This is a genomic window from Chachezhania sediminis, assembly GCF_009765275.1.
GTDB lineage: Bacteria > Pseudomonadota > Alphaproteobacteria > Rhodobacterales > Rhodobacteraceae > Chachezhania > Chachezhania sediminis.
Genome location: NZ_VOPH01000008.1, coordinates 107,041 through 127,822 on the forward strand (window position 1 = coordinate 107,041; position 20,782 = coordinate 127,822).

The 20,782-nt window shown below is 66.3% G+C and carries 19 protein-coding genes; 10 read left to right on the top strand and 9 right to left on the bottom strand.

Translation table 11 applies throughout. The features are described from left to right. Nucleotides 1-18: 18 nt before the first annotated feature. The 7 genes from FQK05_RS20000 to FQK05_RS20030 form a co-directional block, all read right to left on the bottom strand. A complete protein-coding gene (locus FQK05_RS20000; RefSeq protein WP_158970191.1) occupies nucleotides 19-1,302 on the bottom strand; it encodes an ABC transporter substrate-binding protein in 1,284 nt (427 codons plus the stop codon). 52 nt (nucleotides 1,303-1,354) lie between these two features. Then, nucleotides 1,355-2,086 carry an SIS domain-containing protein gene (locus FQK05_RS20005; RefSeq protein WP_158970192.1) on the bottom strand — a complete coding sequence of 244 codons (732 nt, stop codon included), beginning with the start codon at nucleotides 2,084-2,086 and terminating at the stop codon, nucleotides 1,355-1,357. Further along, entirely contained in the window at nucleotides 2,083-2,829 is a 747-nt protein-coding gene (locus tag FQK05_RS20010; RefSeq protein WP_158970194.1) for a GntR family transcriptional regulator, read from the bottom strand. Before FQK05_RS20010 ends, FQK05_RS20005 begins: the two co-directional genes overlap by 4 nt. Before the next feature lie 93 nt (nucleotides 2,830-2,922). Then, the gene (locus FQK05_RS20015) at nucleotides 2,923-4,419 is read right to left on the bottom strand and encodes an FGGY-family carbohydrate kinase (RefSeq protein WP_158970196.1); all 1,497 of its coding nucleotides are present in this window, start codon (nucleotides 4,417-4,419) and stop codon (nucleotides 2,923-2,925) included. Between the two features lie 502 nt (nucleotides 4,420-4,921). After that, nucleotides 4,922-6,427 carry a tripartite tricarboxylate transporter permease gene (locus tag FQK05_RS20020; protein WP_158970198.1) on the bottom strand — a complete coding sequence of 502 codons (1,506 nt, stop codon included), beginning with the start codon at nucleotides 6,425-6,427 and terminating at the stop codon, nucleotides 4,922-4,924. Between the two features lie 3 nt (nucleotides 6,428-6,430). Then, nucleotides 6,431-6,874, bottom strand: coding sequence for a tripartite tricarboxylate transporter TctB family protein (locus tag FQK05_RS20025; protein ID WP_158970200.1), 444 nt, complete (start codon nucleotides 6,872-6,874; stop codon nucleotides 6,431-6,433). 63 nt (nucleotides 6,875-6,937) lie between these two features. Beyond that, a complete protein-coding gene (locus FQK05_RS20030; RefSeq protein ID WP_158970202.1) occupies nucleotides 6,938-7,642 on the bottom strand; it encodes an SDR family NAD(P)-dependent oxidoreductase in 705 nt (234 codons plus the stop codon). Nucleotides 7,643-8,067: 425 nt separating this feature from the next. Between FQK05_RS20030 and FQK05_RS20035 the strand changes: the two genes are divergently transcribed. Continuing rightward, complete coding sequence (locus FQK05_RS20035) at nucleotides 8,068-9,021, top strand: Bug family tripartite tricarboxylate transporter substrate binding protein (RefSeq protein WP_158970204.1); 954 nt, start codon at nucleotides 8,068-8,070, stop codon at nucleotides 9,019-9,021. A gap of 177 nt (nucleotides 9,022-9,198) precedes the next feature. Here FQK05_RS20035 and FQK05_RS20040 read toward each other — a convergent pair whose 3' ends face one another. Together FQK05_RS20040 and FQK05_RS20045 are read right to left on the bottom strand one after the other, a co-directional pair. Beyond that, nucleotides 9,199-10,131 (bottom strand): isocitrate lyase/PEP mutase family protein, encoded by a 933-nt coding sequence (locus FQK05_RS20040; protein WP_158970206.1) that lies wholly within the window; start codon nucleotides 10,129-10,131, stop codon nucleotides 9,199-9,201. Next, the gene (locus tag FQK05_RS20045; RefSeq protein WP_158970208.1) at nucleotides 10,128-10,808 is read right to left on the bottom strand and encodes a GntR family transcriptional regulator; all 681 of its coding nucleotides are present in this window, start codon (nucleotides 10,806-10,808) and stop codon (nucleotides 10,128-10,130) included. The genes FQK05_RS20040 and FQK05_RS20045 overlap by 4 nt, the downstream gene beginning before the upstream one ends. Nucleotides 10,809-10,881: 73 nt before the next feature. On the opposite strand from FQK05_RS20045, the gene acnA reads away from it, so the two are divergent. From acnA to FQK05_RS20090, 9 genes are all read left to right on the top strand, one after another. Beyond that, a complete protein-coding gene (gene acnA, locus FQK05_RS20050) occupies nucleotides 10,882-13,674 on the top strand; it encodes an aconitate hydratase AcnA (RefSeq protein ID WP_158970210.1) in 2,793 nt (930 codons plus the stop codon). After that, on the top strand, nucleotides 13,671-14,075 hold the full coding sequence (locus FQK05_RS20055) for a nuclear transport factor 2-like protein (RefSeq protein ID WP_158970212.1): 405 nt from the start codon (nucleotides 13,671-13,673) through the stop codon (nucleotides 14,073-14,075). The genes acnA and FQK05_RS20055 overlap by 4 nt, the downstream gene beginning before the upstream one ends. Then, nucleotides 14,072-15,433: a dihydroorotase gene (locus FQK05_RS20060; RefSeq protein ID WP_158970214.1), complete on the top strand. Its 1,362-nt coding sequence runs from the start codon at nucleotides 14,072-14,074 to the stop codon at nucleotides 15,431-15,433. Before FQK05_RS20055 ends, FQK05_RS20060 begins: the two co-directional genes overlap by 4 nt. A 24-nt stretch (nucleotides 15,434-15,457) precedes the next feature. After that, a complete protein-coding gene (locus FQK05_RS20065; protein ID WP_158970216.1) occupies nucleotides 15,458-16,183 on the top strand; it encodes an isochorismatase family protein in 726 nt (241 codons plus the stop codon). 181 nt (nucleotides 16,184-16,364) lie between these two features. Beyond that, the gene (locus tag FQK05_RS20070; RefSeq protein WP_158970218.1) at nucleotides 16,365-16,532 is read left to right on the top strand and encodes a hypothetical protein; all 168 of its coding nucleotides are present in this window, start codon (nucleotides 16,365-16,367) and stop codon (nucleotides 16,530-16,532) included. A 329-nt stretch (nucleotides 16,533-16,861) separates the two neighbouring features. Then, complete coding sequence (locus FQK05_RS20075; RefSeq protein WP_158970220.1) at nucleotides 16,862-17,707, top strand: IclR family transcriptional regulator; 846 nt, start codon at nucleotides 16,862-16,864, stop codon at nucleotides 17,705-17,707. Then, nucleotides 17,679-18,689, top strand: a complete 1,011-nt coding sequence (locus tag FQK05_RS20080; protein ID WP_199252719.1) for a thiamine pyrophosphate-dependent dehydrogenase E1 component subunit alpha — start codon at nucleotides 17,679-17,681, stop codon at nucleotides 18,687-18,689. Before FQK05_RS20075 ends, FQK05_RS20080 begins: the two co-directional genes overlap by 29 nt. Next, a complete protein-coding gene (locus FQK05_RS20085) occupies nucleotides 18,689-19,675 on the top strand; it encodes an alpha-ketoacid dehydrogenase subunit beta (RefSeq protein ID WP_158970222.1) in 987 nt (328 codons plus the stop codon). The genes FQK05_RS20080 and FQK05_RS20085 overlap by 1 nt, the downstream gene beginning before the upstream one ends. A 56-nt stretch (nucleotides 19,676-19,731) precedes the next feature. Beyond that, a complete protein-coding gene (locus tag FQK05_RS20090; protein WP_233270596.1) occupies nucleotides 19,732-20,754 on the top strand; it encodes a DctP family TRAP transporter solute-binding subunit in 1,023 nt (340 codons plus the stop codon). Nucleotides 20,755-20,782: the final 28 nt, after the last annotated feature.

The window sequence follows — 20,782 nt, forward strand, 5'->3', positions numbered from 1 at the left end:
GCCCGTCCCTGTCTTGGCTCAGTCGGTCAGGTCCATCATGCGGGCCTGGCCGGCGGCGACCGCTTCGGCCGGGTCTTTGCCGTTGATGGCGATCGCCTGCAGCGTTTCGGCCAGCACGTTCTGGGCCGAAATCGCGGCGATGGCCGGGAAGACGCGGCCCGAGGTGAAGCCGAACAGCATGCCGTTCTGCGAATTCTCGATCACCGTCTCGATCTGCGGCTTGTACTTCTCGACCATCGGGTCGCTCCAGAAGCTGTCGGCCTTGGCGCCGTCCGCTGTCACCGGCATGAACAGGCCCGGTTCCATGTTCAGGAAGCGGCCGTAGTTTTCAGGTTGAAGTAGCCAGCGGACGAAGGTCTTCGACGCCTCCATCTTCTCTTCGTCCTGGCTGAGGAGCATGACCGCGTTGGCATAGGCGATGGTGTTGTGGCCTTCGCTGTCCTTCGACGGGATCGCCGCCACGCCCAGGTCGGCGGCGTCGCCTTCGGCCTGCGTGTCATAGGTGGAGATGACCGAGAACTGCAGGATCATGCCGCAGCTGGCGGAGGCAAAGCAGGCCTCGGCCTCGCCCCAGGTCCAGGACGGCGCGTCGGGCGGCGAGAATTGCAGCATGTCGTTGTAGAACGTATAGGCCTCGACCGTTTCGGGATTGTCGAAACGCAGCGTGCCATCCTCGTTATAGATCTCGGACGCGCCGCCATTGGCCATCACCGAATAGACGGTCTGGTCGGTGTAAAGCTGCTTGTTGGCAGGCAGGCCCATGCCATAGGCGCCGTCCGCGGTCAGCGTTTCGGCGGCAGCAGCCCATTCTTCCCAGGTGGTGGGAACCGCGACGCCCGCGGCATCCAGAACCGAAGGCCGATACCAGAGGTTCATCGACATGTTGTAAAGCGGAACCGCCCAGATGCCGTCGTCATAGGAATAGGCTTCGACCGCGGAATCGATGAAGTCGTGTTCGCCGTCCAGTTCCTCGACGAAATCCTGTACGGAGGTCAGGGCGCCCACGCTTTTCAGGATGGGCGTGAAGTCGGGGATCGCGAAGAGCATGTCCGGGCCCACGCCGGCGGCCAGTGCGGCCGGGGCCTTGGCATAGACCTCGCCCCAGTTCTGGGGTTCCTGCTTCACCACGATGTCGGGGTGGCTTTCGTTGAATTCGTCCAGCAGCGTTTGCACCCGCTCGACGCGGTGCGGCGGCTGCTCCATGTGCCAGAGCGTCAGTTCGGTCTGCGCCGCGGCGCTCAGCGGCATCAGCGCGGTCAGGGCCGCGCCTGCCAGAAGGTGGGGTTTGCGAATTCGGGTCATTCTGCGCGTCTCTCTCTGTTGCTGGGGGTTGAAGGCACTTATCGGCCCTTGGTCATCTCAGATGCGGATTGCGGTCGCGGTAGCGCGCGACGAGGCGGGCGTTGTTTTCCGCCGCATTCGGCATGTTCGCACTGCGGAACACCGGCGGGTCGCCGTCCTGTGCCAGGGCGTGGGACACTTCCACGACGATGGCGTTCAGGATCGCGGCGCCGATGACGGTCGACGCGGGCCCGGCCCGCAGGTCGGTGCCGGGCAGTGTGGCGATGGCGTCGCCGGCCTCGATCCCGTTGTCGATCACGATGTCGGCGAGGTCCGCCAGCCGGGTGCGGCCCGCAGCGGCGGCGGTCGAATAATCAAGCGAGGTCAGTGCCACCACGGTGGCGCCGGCTTCGCGTCCGATCTGCGCTGCCTCCAGCGGGGCGGCGTTCACGCCGCTGTTGGAAATCACCAGCAGCACGTCGCCCTTGCCCAGCCCGTAGCGGCCGATGATCGGCGCGACGAGCCCTTCGGTCCGTTCCAGCGCCGAGCCGGACACCGCGCCTTCGTGCAGCATGGTCGCCGCCGAAAGGATCGGCACGGCACAGGCCAGCCCGCCCGCGCGATACAGGACCTCTTCCGCCAGCATGTGCGAATGACCGGTGCCGAAGACGAAGAGCTGCCGGTCGGCGCGCGCGGCCGTGGTGACAGCGGCAGCGGCGGCCTGGATCGCGTCGGCGGTGGGGCCGGACTTCAGCGCGTCGAGCAGCGCGGACAGCCGGTCAAGATAGGTGCGGGCCGCGGTCATCGCTCGGTGCTCCCCAGGGTCAGGTGGACTTTCATGTTGAAGGCATCCCCGCGGTAAAGGGACCGGACATATTCGAAGGCGCGGCCTTCGGCATCGCGGGTCAGACGGGTCAGCCGCAGGATCGGCGCGCCCTCGGGCAGGTTCAGCCGGTGCGCGGTTTCGCCTTCGGCGGCGGCGGCTTCCAGCGTCTGTTCGGCAGTGGTCGGTGCGATGCCGTATTCCGTGCGCAGCCGGTCATAGGTCGACTGCCGGGCAAAGTCGGCGCCGGCAAAGAAGCCGGGCGTGACGCGCGCGTCGATTTCGCTGATCTCGATCGCGACGGGGGCGCCGTCGACCAGCCGGATCCGCGTCAGCCGGTGGACCTGGCCGTCCTGCGGCAGGCCAAGAGCCAGCGCTGTGGCGGGATCGGCATCGCGGGTCGCGGCCTCGACCACGATCGACGAACTGTCGCGGCCCTGGCGGGCCATCGCTTCGGAAAAGCCGGTCAGCGTCGTCAGTTCCTGCTGGATCGCACCCGACCGCACGAAGGTGCCGCGCCCGACCTGCGCTTCCAGGAAACCGCGGTTGGTCAGGTGCTGCAGCGCCTGTCGGGCGGTCATGCGGCTGATCTGCCGGTCCTTCGCCATGTCCCGTTCGGATGGCAGCCGTTCGCCCGCGGTCAGCCTGCCGGCGCGGATGTCGGCCTCGATATCCCGCGCGATGGCAAGGTAGCGGGGCAGGTCTGGTTCAGCGGTCTTATCCATTCTGCATATTGGTATAGCCCAATTTTAGCAATGCAAGCGCAAATCCTGCCGCGGCGGGGCCGCGGGGCGGAAGGCGTTGAATTTGCAGTCGGTTCAGGAGGTCAGAAGCCGGTCGCGGTATCGGCAGAACCGCATGCGGGCCTCGGCCCAGGCACCTTGGTCGGTGCCTCCGGGCCGGTGCCTCCGGTGCCCGAGTCGCCGCAGGCCGGCGCTTGCAGTGGCGATGTCGGGATGGGCGCCTGCCATCACGGCGGCCAGCATTGCAGCCCCCCGGGCGCCGAATTCGGCCCCATCCGGCACGATGACATCGCGGCCCAGCACTTCGGCAATCATGTCGGACCAGAGGTGGCTGTTGCTGCCGCCCCCGGTCAGGGTCAGCGTGGCGTCGGGGGCCAGGTCCAACGCATCGGCCAGATCTGCCATGGCAAAGGCCACCCCTTCATAGACCGCGCGCAGCATGTCGGCCCGGCCATGCGCGGGCGTCAGACCGGCGAACTGGGCCCGCGCGGTCGGGTCCGCCACGGGCGCGATGATCCCGCTTTCGCTGAGATAGGGCAGATAGGTCAGGCCGCGAGCGCCGACCGGGACCGCCGCGATTTCCGCATTCAGGCGGTCAAAGCCGTTGGGTGCCTCGACCAGATCCCGGGCCAGAAGGTTCATCGCCCAGTCAAGGTTCAGCGTCCCGGCCACGTTCACCATCGCGCGATACCATGCGCCGCCGGGGAGCGAAAACAGCAACCCCAGATCTGGCGGTGTGAACACCGGCGTGTCGGACACGCGCCCCAGCATGCAGGTGGTGCCCAGAACGGCCGTAGCCGCACCGGGCAACAGCCCGCCGGCCCCGATTACGGTGGCGGGTACGTCACCCGCCCCGACCGCCACGGGCAGCCCTTCGGGCAGCCCGGTGTCCGCAGCCGCGGCGGCGGTCAGGCGCCCGCCTTCGGCGGTGCTGTCCAGCAGTTCGGGGAACAGGTGGGCGAAGCGTTCCAGGCCGAAGAGTTGGCGCATTGCCGGGCTGTCGCCTTGCGCCCGGGCATCGCCGGGGGCCACCGCGGCCTCGGTCCGGTCGATGGCGATGCGGCCGGTCAGGCGGGCGCGCAGGAAGTCCTTGTAGGACACGGCCGCTGCGGCGCGCGCGACGGTTTCGGGCTCGGACCTGGCGAGGCTCGCCAGAAGCGGCAGGGTGCAGCCCTGCTGCAGGACCGAGCCGGAGGAGGCGAAGATGTCCGACATCAGCCGGGGCCGTTCGGCGATCATGGCGTCCAGCATTGGCTGACTGCGGCTGTCTTCCCAGTTGATGCCCGGCCGCACCGGTTCGCCGTCCGCGTCCAGCAGCCAAAGGCCGACCATCGCCGCCGTCAGGCCCAGCCCCGCAATCTGGTCCGCGGCCACGCCGCTTTTCGCGACCACCTCGGCCAGGACCGCGCAGGTGGCGGACCAGCACAGGTCCGGATCTGCCTCGACCCGGCCATTGCCTGGGCGCAGCAGGGGTGTGCGGCGGCTGGCCACTGCGATCATGGTGCCATCGATATCGAAGCAGGCCGCCTTGACGACGGACGAACCGGCGTCGAGCCCCAGGACGTATGTCATGCCATTCCCTTCGGTCTGGGTGTCAGAGCGGGTCGACTACTTGGCGGCATAGCGCGGAGGCGTCAAGTTCCGGGTTGGGGGGCTTTCCGTGCCGGCAGAGGTCCCCGGCGGGTCGGGCCCGTGGTCCCCCGTGTCGTCTGCAATTCCCCGATGCCGTGCACCGGCGCACCGGCATCGGGGCGCGTCGGCGATACCCGGCAGCATGTCCCGGCCCGAGAAGGGGAACCCGTTCGGCGCCGACCCAGCCCTGCCTGTGCGTCCCCGGGCTTCTTCGGCAAGGGCTGGCGCCGGTGCGTCTACAAGGTCCCCGGTTCGACCCAGAGCTGCGCGCGGTCTGGCAGATACCCGTTACCGAATGCCGGTCCGGATTGCGGTGGATGGCCGTCCTTCCGATGTCCGCGCCGTTCGGACCGCGCCGGTTTCGACGAGGTGTGGCCGTCCCACCCCTTGGGTCTTCGCCTGCATACGCCGGTCGTCCGCGTGTTCGGGTGAGCGGTGCGGTTCAGTCTTCCAGCGGCGCGTTGCGGCGCCAGGCCTTCAGCAGGGGCGGCAGTGCCAAGCTTAGCACCAGCAGCAGCGTGACCAGCAGAAAGGCGCCGCTGATCGGTCTTTCGACGAAGGTCATGATGTCGCCGCGCGAAAACAGCAGGGCGCGGCGGAAGTGCTGTTCCAGCATCGGGCCCAGGATGAAGCCCATCAGCAGGGGCGCGGTGGGATAGCCATACGCGTTCATCAGATATCCGGCGATGCCGAAGAAGATCACGGTCATCACGTCGAAGGCGCTGTTGTTGACCGAATAGACCCCGATGCAGATGAAGAACAGGATCGCCGGGAACAGCAGGCGCTGCGGAACCCGAAGGATGCGTACCCAGAAGCCGATCAACGGGATGTTCAGAACCAGCAGCATCAGGTTGCCGATCCAGAAGCTGACCACCAGCCCCCAGAACAGGTCGGCATTGGTGGTGAAGAATTCGGGCCGGGGCGTGATCCCGTGGATCATCATCGCCCCCAGCAGCACCGCCATCCCGGCATCGCCCGGAATGCCAAGCGCCAGCGTCGGAATGAACGCGGCCTGGGTCGAGGCATTGTTCGCCGCTTCCGGGGCCGAAATGCCTTCGATGGCACCACGGCCGAACTTATCCGGCTGGTGCGACACGCGCTTTTCCAGCGCATAGGCCAGAAACGCGGCTAGCGTCGGTCCGGCGCCGGGCAGGATCCCTACGAAGGACCCCACGACGCTGCCGCGGATCGTAGGCTTCCAGCATTCCTTCAGGTCCTGCCGCGTCGGCATCAGTTCCCGCATCCGCACCTTCTGGGGTTCCAGGTCGCGCGGCTTGCCCGCGTTCTTCAGGATTTCGGCCACGCCGAAGAGGCCCATGGCGATGGCGACAAGGTTCAGGCCGTCCTGCAACTCTAGCACGCCGAAGCTGTAGCGGACGTGACCCGATGTCGGATCCATCCCGATGGTCGACAGCAAGAGGCCGATGACGACCGACAAGAGCCCCTTGAGCGGCGAGCCCAGCGACATGGTCGCGGCAGCCACCAGCCCCAGAAGCATGATCGAGAAATATTCGGCCGACGAGAATTTCAATGCCATCTGACCCAGCGCCGGGGCGAAGCTCATTACCAGGACGATGGCGAAGCATCCGCCGAAGAAGGATGTCAGCGTGGTGATGAACAGGGCCACCCCGGCACGGCCCTGCTGGGCCATCGGATAGCCGTCCAGCGCCGTGACCGCCGTGGTCGAGGTGCCTGGCAGATTCAAAAGGATCGACGCGGTCGAGCCGCCGTATTGAGCGCCATAGAAGATGCCGGCCAGCATGATCAGCGCGCTCATCGGTTCAAGATGATAGGTGATCGGCAGGGTCATCGCCACCGCGGCCAGCGGGCCGATGCCCGGCAGGACGCCGATAAACATGCCGACGGAAACGCCGACCAGGCAGAACAGCAGCGCCTGTCCGGTGATGGCCACCTGAAGGCCAAGCGCGAGTCCGGAGAAAAGATCCATGGGTCAGCTCCCGAAGGCGGCGATCGGGATGCCCAGGCCGCGGATGAAAAGGAAATAGCCAAGCCCCGTCAGCGCCACTGCCAGCGCCGCGGTCTCGAACCAGGTGATGTCCCGTTCGGCCTGGGCCGCGACGACGACCAGTGCCAGCGTGGCCGGAACGAAGCCCAGCCGGTCGATCAGAAGCACCCAGATCAGGATGCCGCCCAGGACGAACATCACTGGCCGCGGCGACAGGTTCAGCGCCACTTTTGGCGCGGTCCGCCCTTGCCAGGCGGTGGCCAGCCCCAGGACGACGATCAGGCCGCCCAGCATGATCGGGACGAAACCCGGCCCCATGCGGACCACGGTGCCGAACGGATAGGACCGCGCCAACAGCATCGCGCCCAGGCCGATGGCGGCAAAGACCAGGCCTGCGGCTATTTCCTGTGTGTTCCGGGGCGGCTTCATTCCGTTTCCTCTCCGTGTCTCTTGTTGCGCGGTCCTGCGTCGTTCATCGGGCGGCGTTCCGGTCTAGACCCCGGCCAGCGAGGCACCGCCGCATTGCGTGATCGTCTGGCCGGTTATGGCGCCGGCGTCGGGACTGGCAAGAAAGGCCAGGGTGGCGGCAATCTCGTCTGCGGCGATGACCCGTCCGAAGGGCAGGGGCCGGACCGGGGCCGCGGCGCGCAGTGGGTCGCGCAGTTGAGGCGTATCGGTGGCGGCCGGCGCCACGGCGTTGGCGGTAATGCCCCGGGCCACATGTGCCGCCGCCAGCGACCGGACAAGCCCGTCGAGTGCCGCCTTGCTGGCCGCATAATAGCTGCGTCCTGCCCGGCCCTGCGCCGCCCGGCTGGACACGAAAAGCAAACGTCCGCACCGCTCTGGCATGGTGGGGGCCAGGGCGTTCGCGATCCGGGCCGGGGCGCCGGCATGCAGCATCCAAAGTGCTGCGCCGCAGTCGGCCCCCGTTTCGGCATCGCTGTCCGGACGCATGATCCCGGCCGCATGGACAAAGGCGGTGGGGGCCAGGGCCAGGGCCTGATCGACGACAGCCGGCAGCGTGTCCGCACGGGACAGATCTGCCTGGATGAAGGCGGCAAGCCCGTGCCCGCCCGGCACCGGGGCGATATCGATCCCCGCGACCTGCCAGCCGTCCCGGCGAAAGCGGTCCGCCGCCGCGCGCCCGATGCCCGAAGCCACCCCGGTGATCAGCGCAACGGGCTGGGTGGCGGTCATCGGTCCCGCCTTGCGATTGGAAAAATCCTTGATCCTGGCATCTGCCGTCTTTCGTCCGGTCCCGGGTGAAGTGACAAAGGGCACGCATAACTGTCAACACTACTTGCCAGCGCGCCCGTTCCGAAATCCGCGTGTGACCGCGCCGGGGCTGGTTGGCTGCGTATACATGACTTCAACTAAATTGATTGGCAATGGGGCAGGAAAGCGGACTGCGACGGAATACGGCGGGGTCTTGACCCCTTGAAGGTCTTCTCTCATAGTGTTGACACTTTATGCTGTGATCGAAACGCCATGTGACGGGTGGCCCGAGTTTCTTACCCGACATGCGCTGCCCGGGGCGGGCGCATCCATGGCGCCGGCACGGCGCGGTTCGCGGAGTTTCCAGCCGTCGAATCAAGGACAATGAACAGACAAGGAGTCTGCAGATGAAATTCGCTCTTCGCGGCGCGCTCGGTGCGGCCATGCTGGCGCTCGGCGCGATGTCGGCATCCGCCCAGGACTATCCGACGCGGTCGATCACAATTGTCGTGCCCTATTCGCCGGGGTCCACCGACACCATGGCCCGCACGCTGGCCGCCGAGATGTCGAACGAACTGGGTCAGCCGGTCGTGGTCGAAACCCGGCCCGGCGCCGGCGGTACCATCGGTGCGGCATCTGTCGCCAGCGCCGATCCGGACGGCTATACCCTGCTTTTCGCTGTCTCCTCGGTCCAGACCGTGGCCCCGCACCAGCGCGACCTGCCCTATGACTTCGATTCGCTGGCGCCCGTGGCTCGCGTGGCCATCGGCCCGAACATGATGGGGGCCCGCGCCAACGCACCGTTCAAGACGGTCGAGGAACTGGTGGCTTATGCCAAGGAAAACCCGGGCCAGGTCAGCTATGGCTCTGCCGGGACCGGCGGTGCGACCCACATCGCGGCCGAGGCTTTTGCCCGCGCCGCCGGAATCGAGCTGTTCCACATTCCCTTTAACGGCGTGACGCCCGCGGTGGCCGCAGCCGTTGCAGGCGATGTCGACCTGGTTCTGGGGTTCGCCTCGGCGATCCTGCCGCAGGCCGAGGCCGGCAAGCTGACCGCGCTGGCGCAGCTGAGCGACGAGCGTACCGCTGTCGCGCCTGACGTGCCGACCCTGATTGAAAGCGGCGTCGACCTGGCCCTGCCGCCCAACACCGGCATCTGGGCGCCCGCAGGCACCCCGACCGAGGTGATCGCAGCCCTGTCCGCGGCGGCCGAAACCGCGGCGGCAAGCGAAACCTTCCAGACCTTCGCGAAAAGCAGCCTGACCGCTGTCGACTATGCAGATGCGGCCGCCTTCACCGAGGTGCTGGAAGCAGAAGACGCGTTCTTTGCCGAGCTTCTGCCGACCCTGAAGATGGAATGACGGATGGCGCCTGCCCCAGCGGGCGCTGTCCACAGCTTGCGGCCCGGCCGGTCATCGGTCGGGCCGCATTCTATTTGGGCACCCTTGTCCGGGGTCCGGACGCTGCCCTTGCAGGAGACAAAAGAAAAGGCCCGGTCGTTTGCGCGACCGGGCCTTTCTTGTGGCGTGGGAAGAGGATCAGCCCGCCTGACGCTCGGCCTCGGGTTCCCCGATTTCGACACCGTCCAGATCGTTGAACCGTGCTTCCAGGTTGCGGAATTCGTTGAAGCCCATCAGGCCCCAGATATCCTCGATCGAGGACAGCAGGTCCGGCCGGTCCACGACTTCGCCCGTGGGGATCGCGTCCATCATGATCTGCAGGGCGGTTTCCATGGCCTTCATCGCCGCCGCGGGCAGCATCCGGGGCAGGGTCACGCGCCGCACGCCCAGTTCCGCCATCCGCTTGACCGGGATCAGCGGCGTCGTCGGCCGGGACCGGATGCCGAAGCCCATGTTGACCGACACGGGGATGTCCACCGCATCGACCAGCGCCTTGATCTGGTCCTCGCCCTTGATCGCGTCGGCGAAGACCAGGTCGGCCCCGGCCTTTTCGTAAAGCTTGGCCCGGCGGATCGCGCCTTCCAGCCCTTCAAGGGCGATGGCATCGGTACGGGCCAGGATGACGAAGTCGTCGTCGCGGCGGGCGTCGCAGGCGGCCTCGATCTTGCGGGCCATCTCGCGCATGTCGATCACGTCCTTGCCGGCCATGTGACCGCAACGCTTGGGGCTGACCTGGTCTTCGATGTTGATGCCGGCAACGCCGGTTTCTTCGAACATCCGCGTCGTGTGCCAGACCGTCGCCGGGTTGCCGTACCCGGTATCCGCATCGGCCATGACGGGGATCGACACCGACCCGGCCAGCACCCGGCAGGCATCCAGGTTGTCGGTCAGGCCCATGATGCCGACGTCTTCCTGCCCCAGCCGCGAATTGGCAAGGCCCGCCCCGGTGGTGCAGCAGGTCTTGAAGCCCATCTTCTCGACCAGCCGGACGGAATAGCCGTCATAGACACCGGGAGACACGAGTATGTCGTCGCCGGCCAGCAACTCGCGCAGGCGTTTGGTGGGTTTCACGATTCTTCTTCCTTTCTGCGTCGCCCGTCGCGCCTGGATGGCGGCACGGGCGAAGGGTCTGTAACCAGCAGGCGCTGCAGCGCCTCGGTGGCGCGGGAGATGTGCGTCCGCATGAGCGACTCGGCCAGGTCGGCATCCCTGAGGCGCATCGCGCGCAGGATCTGCCAATGCTCGGCCGAGGCATTGTCGTGTCGTCCCGGGGTCGACCCGGACCGTGCGCGGTAGAGCCGCAGCAGATAGTAAAGCTCGTCGCACAACAGTGACTGGATGCGGCGATTGCCGCTTTCCTCTGCGATACGCACATGAAGGTCGAGTACGCGTCCGTTGCCGCGGGCCATCTCGAAATCCTGCAGAAGGGCGTCCATGGCCTCGTCCGACATCACCTTCGTGGCGAGCTTGACGCTCATCCCCTCGACACTTTCGCGCAGCTGGAAAATCTCTATCATGTCCTCGACATCGAGATCGACGACACGGGCCTTGAAATAGGGCTCCTTCACGATCAGGCCCCGGCCCTGAAGCGCCTTGACGGCTTCGCGCACGGGTCCGCGGCTGACCTTGAACCGTTCGGCCAGCGCGACCTCGTTCACGACACCGCCCAAGGGGATTTCCCCGGACACCAGGAGCTGGAAAATGCCATCGAAGACGGTGTCGACAAGCGTACGCTGCGGACCGGTCATTCTCCCTCCATTCTGTCAACACTTTTGGGGAACATAGCGCCTGTTTCGGGGCGAGTAAACGAAATACTCCGCCATGGCACCCTTCTTTGCCTGTACTGTTGACACTTTTGCGGGTTCGGCCTATCCATCCGGCATGGACGAAGCGATTGTGACCGATGCTGCCGGAATTCCGCTGCTCTCTTTCGGAGGGTCGGCGGGCGACGCCATTGCCATCGATCTTCCGCGGCTCTTGTCCGGTCGGAAGAAACCCCTGCCGCGCAGCCTGCGCGTGGTTCTTGAAAACCTGTCCTGCCAGGCGCTGTCCGGCGCCGATGTCGCGGCGGCGATCCGGGCGCTGACGAACTGGGGCGCGGACACGGCCGAAATCGCCGTGCCGCTGGCCGTAGCGCGGGTGATGTTGCCGGACAGCAGCGGCCTGCCGGCCCTGATGGATCTTGCAGCGGCGCGCGACGTGCTGGTAGCCGAAGGCCGCGATCCGGGCCGGGTGGAACCGGCGGTGCCGGTGACGCTGGTCGTGGATCATTCGCTGATTGTCGATGTGGCCGGTCATCCCAATGCCCGCGCCCGGAACATCGCCGAGGAATTCCGCCGCAACCGCGAACGCTACAGCTTCTTCAAATGGGCAAAACAGGCCTTTGACCGGCTGTCGGTCGTGCCGCCAGGATCCGGCATCATTCATCAGGTGCACCTTGAAAGCATCGCCCGCGTGGTGGCACCGGTGATGCTGCCCGACGGCCGCGAGTTGCTGACCACGGAATTCGTGCTGGGCTGCGACAGCCACACGACCATGGTCGGCGGTATCGGCATGCTGGCCTGGGGTGTCGGCGGGATCGATGGCGAGGCCGCGGCGCTAGGCTTGCCTTACGAAGTCCGCATCCCCCGCGTGGTGGGCGCGCGGCTGACGGGCGAACTGCCTGCCGGGTCGACCACCACCGATCTTGTCCTGACGATCACCGAACGGCTGCGCCAGACGGGTGTCGTCGGTGCCTTCGTCGAATTCTGCGGTCCCGGTGCATCGACCCTGTCGGTGCCGGATCGCGCGACCATCGCCAACATGGCACCAGAATATGGCGCCACCTGCGCCTTCTTTCCTATCGACGCCCGGACCGTTGCCTATCTGGCCGCCTCGGGTCGCAGCCCGGACCATGTGGCCGGGATCGAGGCCTATGCGCGTGCCACGGGCCTCTGGTCCGGCCCGGGAGAGGTAGAGCCCGAGTTCACCGAAGTTGTCGATATCGACCTGGGAGCCATCGTGCCCAGCCTTGCCGGGCCGAAACGGCCACAGGACCGGGTGCCGCTGGACGGCCTAGCGGCGGATTTCCGTCAGTCCCTGACCGCGCCGGTCGGCCCCAAGGGTTTCGGCCTGTCCCAGACGGCGGTCGATGCCCAGGCCGAGGTCACGATCAACAGCCGTCCCGTCACCCTGCGCCATGGCAGCCTGGTGATCGCGGCGATCACCTCCTGCACCAATACTTCCAATCCGTCGGTCATGCTGGCGGCCGGTCTTCTGGCGCGGAATGCCGTGGCCCGGGGGCTGAACGTGCCGGGTCACGTCAAGACCTCGCTCGCGCCTGGCTCGCGGCTGGTCGAGGACTATCTGACCGACGCCGGTCTGATGGATCCGCTGGACGCGCTGGGGTTCAACATCGTGGGCTTCGGCTGCACCACCTGTTCGGGCAAGTCCGGTCCGCTTGCTCCCGGCGTGTCCGAGGCGGTGGCCGAAGCCGGGCTGGTCTGTGCCGCCGTCCTGTCGGGCAACCGCAATTTCGAAGGCCGGATCCACAAGTCGGCGCGGGCGTCCTACCTTGCCTCGCCGCCGCTGGTGGTGGCGTTCGCCCTTGCGGGGCGGGTCGACATCGACCTGGCGCGCGAACCGCTGGGTTTCGATCGCGAAAACCGCCCGGTGATGCTGGCCGACATCTGGCCCGACCGCGACGAGGTGGCAGCCTTGGAACGGCAAAGCCAGCGGCCCGACCGGTTCCGGCAAAGCTATGCCACGCTGTTCGACGGCACCCGGCTTTGGCAGGATCTGGAGAACCCCGAAGGCCCGACCTTCGACTGGGACCCGGCCTCGACCTATATCAAACGGCCGCCCTTCTTCGAACTGGATGCGCAGTCGATGCCTGACCGGCTGGACGGCGCGCGGGCGCTGGTCGTGGCGGGCGATTCCCTGACCACCGATTTCGTGACGCCCTCGGGCGAGATTCTGCCGGACTCGCAGGCCGGCCAATACCTGATCGACCATGGCGTGGCCCCCGCGGACTTTAACGCTGTGACCCAGCGGCGGGGCAATCACGACTTCATGGCGCGGATCACTTTTGCCAACCAGCGGATGAAGAACCGGCTGGCCGGCGGGGCCGAGGGCGGTGTCACCCGGTTGACCCCGGATGGACCGGCGATGACGATTTTCGACGCGGCCGAGAGGCTGAAGGCCGAAGGTGCGCCTGCCATCGTGCTGGCCGGCAGCGACTACGGCATGGGCTCCAGCCGCGACTGGGCCGCCAAGGGGCCAAAGCTTCTGGGCGTTCGGGTGATCCTGGCGAAAAGCTTTGAACGGATCCACCGGGCCAATCTGATCGGCATGGGCATCCTGCCGATGATCTTCGCCCCGGGCGACAGTATCGACAGCCTTGGGTTGAGCGGCTTCGAGACCTTCCGCTTTGCCAATCTGCATGCGGCCCTTGGGCAGGGCGCCCCGGTGGAAATCCGTGCCACGGCGCCGGACGGGACAGAAACCGAGTTTTCAGCCCGCCTGGATGTCACGAGCGCCCATGAACGCGCGCTGCTGGGCGAGGGCGGCATTTTCGCGGGCATCCTGCAATCGGCGCTTGCCGCGCCAGACAACCGAAACGGAGAACGCGCATGACCGATCCTGCATCGGCCATCGAACGGGCATTGGCCTATCTTGCAGCGATGGAAGCCCGCGACCTGGACACGGCCGGCGGTTTTGTCGTCGCAACCGATCTTGAACTGATTTTCCCGGGTGGGCGTACTTTCGCAAACATCCGCGATATCGTGGCCAATTCCTCCGGCCGCTACCGCTTCGTGAAAAAGCGGATCGAGACGCGCGACGGCTGGATTTCGGACGGCCGGGTCCGGGTCATGATCGCCGGGACGCTTTACGGCGAATGGCCCGACGGATCGCCCTTTGACGGGATCCGCTTTGTCGACTGGTTCGAATTCGAAGGCGACAGGATCTTGAAACAACACGTCTGGAACGACGCGGGCGAACGGCTGATTGCCATGCAGAAAGAGGCTGGGACATGACATTCGATCTGGTTCTGAAGAACGGGGAAATCGTCTTTCCCGGCGTAGGCGTGAAACGCGGCAGCATCGGCATCACGGGCGGGAAGATCGCCGCGATCCTGGACCCGTCCGAAGCCGCCGAAGGCGCCCGTGTGATCGACTGCACCGACCGCTGGATCATGCCGGGCGCCATCGACCCGCATACCCATGTGGGCTTTGGCGCCAAGGAAGAGGACTGGACCACCGAAAGCCGCACCGCGGCGCTCGGCGGTGTCACCGGCCTGATGACCTTCTGGCGTTCGGACGATCTGGCCGCGTCCACCCCCGGCTGGCAGGCGGATGGCGAGGCGCGGTCGGTCATCGACTTCGGCTTCCACTTCGGCGTCACCGCCCGCCGCCATGCCGAGGATTTCCCGGCGCTGGCCAAACGTTTCGGCGTGACGTCCCTGAAGGTCTACCTGATGTACAAGGGCGCGACCGGCCGGGCGAAGGGGTTCGACGAGGTCGACGACGCGCTACTGTTCGCGGCGCTTAAGGCCGGCGCGCAGGTGAAGGGCGGGGTCGTCGGCGTCCACTGCGAGAATACCGAGGTCATCCCGGTCTTCCGCGATCCGGTGAAGGCCGCAAGCCGAATGGATCTGGGCGCATGGGACGACCAGAGCCCCGGGTTCCTGGAAACCGAAAACGTCTTTCGGGTGGCCTTCTTCGGCGAAAAGGCCGGGTGCCCGGTCAACATTGTCCACATGTCGGCCGGCGAAAGCCTGGACCTGGTCGAACGGATGCGCGGCCCGGACCGGCCGGCGATCAATGTCGAAACCTGCATCCACTACCTGTGCCTGACACGGGAAAGCCCCCTCGGCGACATCGGCAAGGTGAACCCGCCGCTGCGGAGCCAGGCAGACGCGGACCGGCTGTGGGAAGGGGTGCGGACGGGATCGGTCAGCACCATCGGATCGGACCATGTTGCGCGCAAGCTGGCGACGAAGGGGCCGGACATCTGGTCCGCCTCCGCCGGGTTCCCGGGGATCGCGCAGATCCTGCCGGCGCTGGTCAGCGAAGGTTTCCACAAGCGCGGCATTGCGATCGAGACGCTGGCAGCGGCGACCAGCGCCAATGTCGCCAAGCTCTATAACCTGCCGAACAAGGGCCAGATCGCGCCGGGCTTCGACGCCGATCTGGCCGTGATCGACCCGGATGGCAAGACAGCCGTGACCCATGCCGACTACCCCTCGCATTCCGACTATTCGCCCTACGAGGGCATGACGTTCCGCGGTTCCGTCACCCATACCGTCCTGCGCGGCCGGGTGATCGCCGAGGCTGGCGCGCTGGCGCCGGACCTGGGCACCGCGGGTGGCCACTACATGTTCCGGGCCAACTGACGCCCGTCTGAAGGATAGCAAGACATGACCGAACGCATCTGGGACAAGTTCCTGACCGAAAAGGACAAGCGCATCTTCCAGCTGGCCGGCTATGGCAAGCGTGGGGGCTTCGGCAAGCGGCCGGCGCTGTTCATCATCGACGTGCAGTACAACTTCACCGGCGACGAACCGGGGCAGGAACATGAAGACGGCCTTAAGCAGTACCGCACCCATTGCGGCGAGGCCGGCTGGAAAGCCGTGCCCCATATCGAACGGCTGCTGAAGCTGGCGCGCGAAAAGAACCTGCCGGTGTTCTACACCGTGTCCGAACGCCGGCCCGACATGATCGACAGCGGCGTGCAGGTCGGCAAGAGCCACCGCGGGACCGAGAAAACCTCGACCGCAGGCAGCCACGCGACACAGACCGTGGCGCCGCTGGCCCCCCAGCCGCAGGACATCCTGATCGGCAAGCGCAAGCCTTCGGCTTTCTTCGGCACGATCTTCATGAGCCACCTGAACTTTCTGGATGTGGACACGCTGATCATGACCGGCTGCACCACGTCGGGCTGCCTGCGGGCCACGACGGTCGACGCCTATTCGCTGAACTTCAAGGTCGTGATCCCGGAAGAAACCGCATTCGACCGGTTCGAATCGAGCCACGCGATGAACCTGTTCGACCTGAACTGCAAATATGCAGACGTGATCCCGACCGACGAGGTCGCGGCCTATATCGAAGGTCTTCCCGCCCGTCCGGCCGACGGCTGGGCGTAACACCGTCGCTTTGGCAGGAAGGGCCGGACCGGACAGCGGTCCGGCCTTTTGGTCCGGGGTCCCTCCGGGCCTTCTGCCTCAGCCCGCCCGCTGCGGATCGCCGGCAAGGCGTTTCATCCAGGCCGAGGGACGAGGCCCGGACATCCGGATAAGGCAAGTTCGGCGGAATGCCCCGGCGCCCATGATTGTCTCGCTGGCCGCACCGTCCGCGCCCATTGTCATGGCCTTTTCCGGACGCCCGGACCCGGTGCGTTTTCCGCGCGGCCTCAACTCTGTTTCTTCGACCGCATCGCTGCGCGAAGACGGGCCGACCTTTGCGGCCGGAATGGCCCGCAAGAACGACGTCTAAGTCTGATCGCACCCAACACAGTTCCGAAACATAACTTAACATAACTCTCATTATGTGAGATCCGGCCTGTGACCTGTGACCTGTGACCTGGGCCTGGCGTGCGTTCATGACGTCGGACTGCGGGCGCGGCGGTCGATCAGCCTCAGCTCTCGATTTGGCCAGTGCTTCTGACCACACAACTTACCGGGAAGATCGGCGCATTGACGGTGGGCCAGTCGCCACATCGGGCCGCGTGCATCTCCGCTGGAAGAAAATGTTTCACTTTTTGGCCGAATCAGTGCCACCTAATGGAACAAATGGGCTGGGGACCCATTTGAGGGAGGAAAGTCTTGCCGGACACTGGTGTTGCATCCGTGCAGATGATCGGGCGTGCCTCGATGGTGCTGAAGGTACTGTCGGAGGGCGCGTCTGAAGGCATGCGCCTGTCCGACGTCGCCCTGGCCAGCGGGCTGGGCAAGTCGACCGTTTCCCGGATTCTGCGGGCGCTGATCGATGTCGGCTATGTAGAGACCGACGCGTCGGGAAAGCGCTACCGGCTGGGCTATTGTCTCTTCAATCTTGGCAATGCCGCGCGGCGTTTTCACATCATTGAACTCGCCCGGCCAGCGCTGGCACGGCTGGCGGCGGCGACGGACGATACGATATTCCTGTCGCTTCGCGACGGGGATCAGGCGCATTGCGTCGACCGCCAGACCGGCGCCTATCCAATCCGCACCCTGACGCTTTCGGTGGGCGACCGCCGTCCGCTGGGGGTCGGCGCCGGTTCGCTCGCGCTTCTGGCCTTCGAGACCGAGGCGGAGATCGACCGCATCATCGCCGGAACGCGCGAGGCGCGCCGGCCCTTCCCCGCCTTCGGCGACGATGCGCTGCGCGAGATGATTAGGGCATCGCGGGTGCGGGGCTATGTCGTCAACGATGGTCACATCGTCAGCGCGATGAATGCCGTGGGTGTGCCGGTGATCGATGCGGATGGCCGGGTGGCTGCAGCGCTGTCGATCGCGGCGATCCGCGAACGGGTGGCACCGCCGCGTCTGGAGGAGATCGCGGCGCTGCTGAAGGCCGAAGCGGACGAACTGGGAAAAGTGATCGGCCAGCGTCGCGACAGCGATGCGCGGCCACCGGAAATGGTACGGAGGGGGAGAGAACATGAAGGAAGACCCGGGCCTGCGGCGTGACAATTTCGACCGCGAGCGGTTCCTGGAGCGCCTGGCGCTGATGCATCGCATCCGCGCCTTCGAGGAGGAGGCGATCGCCGGCCAGAAGGAAGGGCTGGTGCTGGGCGCCATCCATCCCTCGATCGGTCAGGAGGCGGTAGCGGCGGGCGTCTGCGGCAATCTTGAAACGGCCGACCTGATGCTGTCGACCCACCGCGGCCACGGTCATACGCTGGCCAAGGGCGCCGATGCCCTGGCGATGATGCGCGAACTGTTCGGCCGCGAGGGCGGCACCTGCGGCGGCAAGGGCGGTTCCATGCATATCGCGGACTTCGGCGTGGGCATGCTGGGCGCGAACGGCGTCGTCGGCGCGAATATCCCGATTGCCACCGGGGCGGCCCATGCGCTGAAGCTCCAGGGCTCGCGCCAGATCGTGACCTGCATCTTCGGAGACGGCGCCGTTAACCGGGGCCCCTTCATGGAAGGACTGAACTGGGCCCGGGTCTTCGACCTGCCGGTGCTCTTCGTCTGCGAGGACAACAATTTCTCGGCCACGACGCGCACGCGCGACATGACCGGGGGTGCCGGCGCCGGAGCACGGGCCGAAAGCCTGGGGATCGACACGGCCGAGGTGGACGGTAACGACCTGATCGCCGTCGATGCCGCGGCGCGCGTGGCCATCGAGGCCGTGCGTGCCGGTCAGGGGCCGCGCTTCCTGACCTGCCATACCTACCGGATGACGGGGCATACTTCGGTCGATCCGGCGGCCTATCGCCCGGCGCAGGAAGTCGAGGAATGGCGCGGCAACGATCCCATCGCCCGGCTGGAAGTCGCGCTGCGGATGGCCGGGATCGAGGAGGCACAGCTGACCGACCTGCACCGCACGGAAGCCGCGGCCATGGCCGATATCGCCCGCACCGCGCGCGAGACCGACTGGCCGGAGGCCGTGGGCGCCTTCACCGATGTGCAGGATGTGGGTGACCCGCGCGAGAGGGCGTACTGATGACCAATTCGACCTATCTGGAAGCCGGCCGCCGCGCCGTGATTGAAGAGATGGAGCGCGACCCGTCGGTCTGGGCCCTGGGCGAAGACCTGGGCCGGGGTGGTGTCTTCGGACAGTACAAGGGCCTGCAGGACATGTTCGGCGCAGGTCGCATCGCGGATACGCCGATTTCCGAGGCCTGCATCATGGGCGCCGCCGTGGGGGCAGCCATGACCGGGACCCGGCCTATCGTCGAGATGCGGTTTTCCGATTTCGCGCTCTGCGCCATCGACGAGCTGGTGAACCAGGCGGCCAAGGCGCGGTTCATGTTCGGGGGCCAGATGCGGGTGCCGCTGGTGGTGCGCGAACCCGTGGGCATGTGGCGGTCGTCGGCGGCGCAGCATTCGCAGTCGCTGGAAAGCTGGTACACGCATATTCCGGGGCTGGTCGTCGTCGCCCCGGCGACGCCGGCCGACAATCTGGGCCTGCTCAAGTCCGCGATCCGCTGTGACGATCCCGTCGTCTACATGGAGCACAAGAACCTCTGGGCGCTGGAGGGCGAGTTGCCAGAGGGCGAGCACATCGTGCCCCTCGGCAAGGCCGATATCGCCCGGGAAGGCCGGGACGCCACACTGGTCACCTGGTCGGGAATGCGGCAGGGCTGCCTGAAGGCGGCCGAGACGCTGTCGGCCGAAGGCATCGAAGCGGAGGTGATCGACCTTCGCACGCTCTGGCCATGGGACCGCGATACGGTGATGGCCTCGGTCGAGAAGACCGGGCGGCTGGTCGTTGTGCACGAAGCCGTGGCGGTGTCGGGCTTCGGGGCCGAAATCGCGGCAAGCGTGGCCGAGGCGCTGCATTTCCGCCTGAAGGCACCGGTCGCGCGTCTGGGCGCGCCGCGGATCCCGATCGCCTATGCACCGACGATGGAGGACGAGGCCCGGGTCAGCCCGCAACGGATCGTCGCGGCGGTGCGAAAGACTGTGCAGCCGGCCGAGGTGTCCTGAAACCAGAGGCCGCCGGGGAGTCCCCGGATATCAAAAATCATGGGAGGAGAAACATGATGAACGTCAAGACATGGATCGCCGCGGGGGCGGCAATCGCCACGCTGGGCGTCGGGCCCGCGATGGCACAGGACAACTACAAGGACGAATATCGCGTCTCGACCGTGGTTCCGGCGCCCTTTCCCTGGGGGCTGACCGCCAATCGCTGGGCCGAACTTGTGGCCGAACGCACCGACGGGCGGATCAACATGAAGATCTACCCGGGCGTCCAGCTTGTGCAGGGGGACCAGACGCGCGAGTTTACCGCGCTGAGGCAAGGCGTGATCGACATGGCGGTCGGCTCGACCATCAACTGGTCGCCGCAGATCAACGAACTGAACCTGTTCTCGCTGCCGTTCCTGATGCCCGACTACAAGGCGCTGGACGCGCTGACCCAGGGCCCCGTAGGCGAGCAGCTGTTCGAGGTGATCGAGAAGAAGGGCGCGATCCCGCTGGCATGGGCCGAGAACGGCTTTCGCGAGGTCACGAACTCCAAGCATCCGATCCACACCCCCGCGGACATGAAGGGGCTGAAACTGCGGGTTGTCGGATCGCCGATCTACAACGACATGTTCACCGCCCTTGGCGCGAACCCGACCCAGATGAGCTGGGCGGATGCGCAACCGGCACTGACCACCGGTGCTGTCGACGGGCAGGAAAACCCGCTGACCATCTACACGGTGCTGAAGATGCACGAGTTGGGCCAGACCTACGTGACACTGTGGGGCTATGTTGCCGACCCGCTGATCTTCGCGGTCAACCCCGATGTCTTTAACAGCTTCACGCCCGAGGATCAGGAGATCCTGCGTCAGGCTGCCAAGGACGCGGGCGCCTACGGGATCGAGGTTGCGCGCAAGGGTCTGACGGACGGCGACACCTCGCTGATCGACGAGGTCAAGGGCTATGGGGTCGACGTGGTCACGCTGACCGATGCCGAGCGCCAGCAATTCGTCGATGCGACCCGCGGCGTATACGACGCGTGGAAGAAGAAGATCGGTGTCGAGCTGGTGAACGAGGCCGAGCAATCGATCGCAAACCGCTGATGCACCAAGGGGACCGCGCGAACTGTGC